Here is a 5,499-nt window from a genome sequence, read left to right on the forward strand (position 1 = left end):
CAAACGAAGCAGCTCATCGTCAAAGAGCCGTTTGGCGCTTCATGCACTTTATTTGTTAACGCAGTTTCGTGAACCAGCGGCCTGGCCTATCGCCATTGAGCTGTTCAGCTCCATGAGTTCTGAAGACAATACGGCGATTGGTGACGATTTTGATGAGGTCGTTTGTGATCGGTTAAGCCAGATTTTTGCCACACTCTGTCCTGGTGATATTCGCCCTCTGCAGTCGATCATAGAGAACAGCAGTATTGATGAATATGTCAGGGATGCAGCACTTGGAGCACTGGTTGTACGTTATCAACAGGGGGATCTCGATCTTCAGGAGTTGATTACTTATCTGCATCAGCTACATGAGTATGGTCTTGAGCAGGAAAAGAACCAGGTCTGGAATGCCTGGGTTCAGGCTTGTTATAACACCCAGCCTGAGAGTTTTATGGAGGTACTGAAAGACCTCTATGAAAAAGAGTGGGCGGATACCTATTACATCACACTGGATGAGTTTACATTACGCTGTGGTGTTGCTCCGGAAGTGATTAATAAATCAGTAATGAAGCAGGAGGGTGAGTTTTATTGCTATCTGGATGACGCTATAGATGCTCTGAGACAGTTGAGTTGTTATTCCGGTCAGGGAAATGAGCTGTTAACTAATCTGGAAAATATGGTGATTAATCAGACGGCTCCAAAATCGGGAGAAAATACTCAACCTGCACTGTCGTTTAATACGCCATCTCCCGGTATAGGCAGAAATGATCCTTGTCCCTGCGGAAGTGGTAAAAAATTCAAGAAGTGCTGTTTACACTGATTCAGTTATTGAGGGTTGGTTCGCTTGCGAGCCGACTCATGGCCCAACCGCCATGCAACAATCAAAGCCTGGCAGTGTTGGTGAGCTCGAACATCGGCTTTTAGGCCTTTAGGCCCTCGGATCCTCGGGCACCCCTGAACGGGATTGTATGTCCTTTTGCGACAGCCGCCTTCGCGGGGATGGCGATGGTGATTTCTTAACTGTTGCCCCCTTCAGGGAACACTTTTGATTGCCCCCCCGGAAACGAAAATGCCATCAGGCATTGACTGTGGTCATCATAATTCCTGACTGTTGGGCTGTACCCAGCTGCTCTTCCGTCTGCTGTGCGAGATAGAGATCACGATAGTGACCTTCAACCTGAAGCAGCTCCTCATGTTTCCCACGCTGGACAATCTTCCCTTTATGCATCACCAGAATCTGATCCGCATCCTGAATGGTGGCCAGACGATGAGCCACAGCAATGGTGGTCCGGTTTTCCCGCAGGGTGATCAGGGCTTCTTTAATATGATGCTCTGTTTCACCATCGATATTGGCCGTTGCTTCATCCAGCAAAAGAATTTTCGGGTTATGGGCGATGGTTCTGGCAAACGACAGTAGCTGTTTTTCTCCGGTGGATAGTGCCTTTCCTCCGGGGCCGGGTTTATGTTCATAGCCCTCATCCAGCTTCTGGATAAATGGATCTGCATGAACTTTTCTTGCGGCTGCCAGAATATGCTCATCACTGATCTGCTGATGGCTCAGGCTGATATTCTCGGCCATGGTACCGCTGAAGATATAAGGTTCCTGGAATACCAGACCCAACCCCTGACGAAGGGTGTCTTCCGTGAGGCTGTTCAATGGCTGGTCATCAATCAGAATCTGGCCTTCCTGATGCTGATAAAAGCGCATCAGCAGATTGATCACCGAGCTCTTGCCGCTGCCACTGTGACCAACGATTGCTACAAACTGTCCCGGCTCCACGGTGAAGCTGACGTTGTCCAGAGCCCGATTTTTGGAATCATAAGACAGTGTTACGTTATTAAACGTCAGCTTGCCACTATGAATGCTGGTGCCTTGAACGTAGCTGTTTTGTGTTGCCTCGGTCTCTTCATTCAATACCTGAAACAACCTTTCGGAAGCCACCAGGGATTGCTGCAGACTGCTCATTTGCATGGTGATCTGCCGGAATGGTTCAAAGAACCGACTAAGGTAGTTGATAAAGGCGTAAAGCGTGCCCACTTCAATCAGAGAAAATCCAGACTGATAACCAAACCAGCCCACCACTACCGCCAGGGCAATGCCATTGAGCAGGTGGGTAAAAGGCATCAACAGCAGGCTGTCGGCATTAATGTTTTTCTGTTTGAGCTGGCTCCACTCCTCATTATCCTTATCAAACTGTTGTTGCAGGTGGGATTCCTGCCCCATGGCCTGAATAATCCGCATGCCATTGAGGGACTCGTTGATACGGGTATTGATGTTGGCCAGCTGGCTGCGTACCCCATGGATAAGGGGGTGACTGATTTTCTGGTAAAAATGGATGGCCAGCAGCATGACGGGAATCAGCAGTATGGTCATCAGCATCAGGTGGATATCCAGCAGGGCCATGGCAATAAAAATGCCCACTACCCGGAAAAAGGCCTGCAGGATGGCAGGAATAACCCCCACAAACATCTGGCGCAGTACTTCGGAATCATTGGTGATACGGGAAACCAGACGTCCGGTCGGTTCATTGTCGAAATAGTTCATGGGCAGCTTCAGGACATGGGCAAAGAGCATTCGCCGGATGTCGTGTACTACCTTGAGGGCATTTTCCTGAAATTTTACATTTTGAATGTATTGAAGAATGGCTGAACCCAGGTAGGTGCCAAGCAGAGCAGAGCCTATGATGGCCAATCCCATAACGTCATTCAGGCCCGGGGCGATATGTTTATCCAGAATGATCTTCATCAGCCAGGGAGCGAGCATTTCCAGCCCGGTGGCTAACAGCAGGATCAGAAAGGCAGCCAGAAATTGCCATTGATACGGCTTTGCGTAGCGAACCAGCCTGAGCAGTCCGCGATAGCCTGATGTTGTTTTTCCGTCTTGTGCTAACACAGCATAATTCCTCAGGCGACGTCGGGCCGGTTGATAGTGGGTTGCGCTTGCACTGGCTTTACGTTGAGTGGTTGCAGCAGAGTCCTGGCCTGTTGCCGGAAGATCCGTGCATACCAGTGGCCACTGACACTCTCAGTTTGCTGGCTATCCGATATGAGCCTGTTGTGATTACCCTGTTCAATAATACGTCCACAGTCTAATACCAGGATATGGTCGGCACTAATCAACTCCGGCAATCGCTGAGTGACCAGGATGATGGTTTTCTCACCTTTCATCGCCATCAGGTTTTTCAGAATCGTGGCTTCAGTTTTCATATCCAGGGCGCTGAAAGCGTCGTCCAGCAACAGTATCGGAGCATTAGAAAGCAGCGCCCTCGCCAAACCCAGTCGTTGCTTCTGGCCACCGGACACATTGATACCGTTTTCTCCTAACAAGGTGTCGTAGCCATCCTTGAAGTCCGTAATTTCTTCGTCAATGGCGGCCAGTTTCGCTGCCTTTTCCACCGACTTCATGGAGGCGTCCGGTGCAGAGAAGCGGATGTTGTCGGCAATGGTGCCGGAGAACAACATAGGCTCCTGAGGTACCCAGGCCAGTTTTTTTCGCAGGGATGCCACTGTCAGCTGTTGCAGGGGAATATTTCCCATCCTGATGGCTGAGCCTTCCGGCAGATCAAATTCACGCAGAATCAGCCTGAGCAGGGTACTTTTGCCACTGCCGGTACGGCCGGTAATGCCAATAAATGAACCGGCAGGAATCTCGGTAGCAATATCCTGAAGTACCGGCTTTTTATCAGAACCATAGCTAAATGACTTGATGTTTATTGAAAGACTTATGTCGTCTGGTGCCGGTTGGGCATCGTCTGCATCGTTAATTTCCGGTTGACGTGCAAGCAGCTTTTCCAGACGCCCCCAGGAGGCACTGCCACGCTGGAACACGTTAAATTGCCAGCCAAATTGCAGCATAGGCCCCAGCATCTGGCCCAGATACAGGGTGAAGCTGGTTAACAGACCGACGGTGAGCTGACCATGGCTGATCAGCCAGGCGCCACCCATCAGGGCCAGTACGAATGAGAGGCCGAAAAACAGACTGATGCTGGGGCCAAACAACGCATCAACCCGGGCAACACTGGTGTTGGCTTCCACCGCTTCCATTGAGAGCTGTTCAAAGCGCAGAATCTGTCGTTCCGTCAGCTGGTGTGCTTTTACCGCACGAATACCGGTGATGGATTCCCGGGTTTCTTCATTGAGGTTGGAAAAGGCCGCCTGTGACCGGCTAAAACGGGAGTAAAGGGCAGCACCGTATCGTTGGGTGACCCAGACCAGTAATGGAAAAGGCAGCATAGCCAGCAATGTCAGTTTACTACTGACCAGAAACACCATGGCGAGCAAGACCGTAATGCCAGCGATCAGTGAGTCCACCAGTGTCATGATGCCGACACCGACGCTAGCTTCTACGGCGTTCAGGTCGTTGGTGGCATGAGCCATCAGGTCACCGGTGGTGTGCTGCTGGTAAAATTCTGGTGAGAGTTGGGTGTAATGGGCAAATAACCGACTGCGCTGTTTGCGGATCAGCTCGATGGATGCTCCGTAGAGTTTCGCTCTCCAGACATATCGAAAACCATAGACGGCTACTCCGGTCACTAAAATACTGACAACGTAACTGACCAGTTCCTGGTTTGTAAGGCTGTTGTCTTTTATGCCGTCAACGACTTTGCCAATCAGCCAGGGTGGTATCAGGTTCAGGGCAGAGACAATCTGCAGACAGATAAAGGCCAGCAGGTAGTGCTGCCAATAGTCCTTCAGGATAAACCGGAGTTTCCAGAGTAGTTTCAATGAACGGCCTTTGGTTCTATTGTGCTATTTTATAACCGTCTATTGAACTGAAAATCATTCTCATCGTCAACGAAGGGTTTACCGAATCGATGGTTCGGGGGGACGATGGGTGGGTGCAGAATAAGGAATATTGATATTGGAAAACATCGCCGGATTATGACTCGGTGATGTCAGGTAAGGGATTATTCTCTACCTGACGCCATACACCCCACTCGCCGGTAGTGCCGGGCTCATGGACAAATAATGAACAAAATGGGACAAATGAGTGGGACAAATGAGGACATCCAATAAAGAGACAAATGAGGAAGACAGACAAATGAGGACATCCATAAATTTAAAGACAAATGAAAAGACAAATGAAAAAGATAAATGAGGACATCCATAGACAATAGACAAATGAGGACATCCATAAATTTAAAGACAAAAGATAAATGAGGACATCCATAAATTTGACTCTTCGAAAGACAAAGACAAATGAGGACATCCATAAAAAGATAAATGAGGACATGCATAAAGATAAATGAGGACATCCATAAAAAGATAAATGAGGACATCCATAAAAAGATAAATGAGGACATCCATAAAGATATCCATAAAGATAAATGAGGACATCCATAAATTTGACTCTTCGAAGAAGACAAATGAGGAGATAAAAAGATAAATGAGGACATCCATAAATTTGACTCTTCGAACAACTAATCTACTTTTCTTCTGTACTGATTTTATTCCTGACAGGAGAGCCCATGACCAGCGCCCGGAGAAATCTGATTGATACGGCCAGTACACGCTACTACC

General features: G+C 48.6%; 3 protein-coding genes. 1 reads left to right on the plus strand and 2 read right to left on the minus strand.

Features of this window, described 5'->3' with window-relative positions; genetic code table 11:
* Positions 1-799: DUF1186 domain-containing protein (locus RM811_RS05335; RefSeq protein WP_402521532.1), on the plus strand; the 799-nt coding region annotated here is incomplete at its 5' end.
* 255 nt (positions 800-1,054) lie between these two features.
* On the opposite strand, the gene RM811_RS05340 is transcribed toward RM811_RS05335, so the two are convergent.
* Positions 1,055-2,872, minus strand: coding sequence for an ABC transporter ATP-binding protein (locus RM811_RS05340; RefSeq protein WP_402521534.1), 1,818 nt, complete (start codon positions 2,870-2,872; stop codon positions 1,055-1,057).
* A gap of 11 nt (positions 2,873-2,883) precedes the next feature.
* The gene (locus RM811_RS05345) at positions 2,884-4,704 is read right to left on the minus strand and encodes an ABC transporter ATP-binding protein (protein ID WP_402521535.1); all 1,821 of its coding nucleotides are present in this window, start codon (positions 4,702-4,704) and stop codon (positions 2,884-2,886) included.
* Between the last annotated feature and the right edge of the window lie 795 nt (positions 4,705-5,499).

Source organism: Endozoicomonas sp. (assembly GCF_031844845.1).
In the GTDB taxonomy this organism is placed as follows: Bacteria; Pseudomonadota; Gammaproteobacteria; order Pseudomonadales; family Endozoicomonadaceae; genus Endozoicomonas.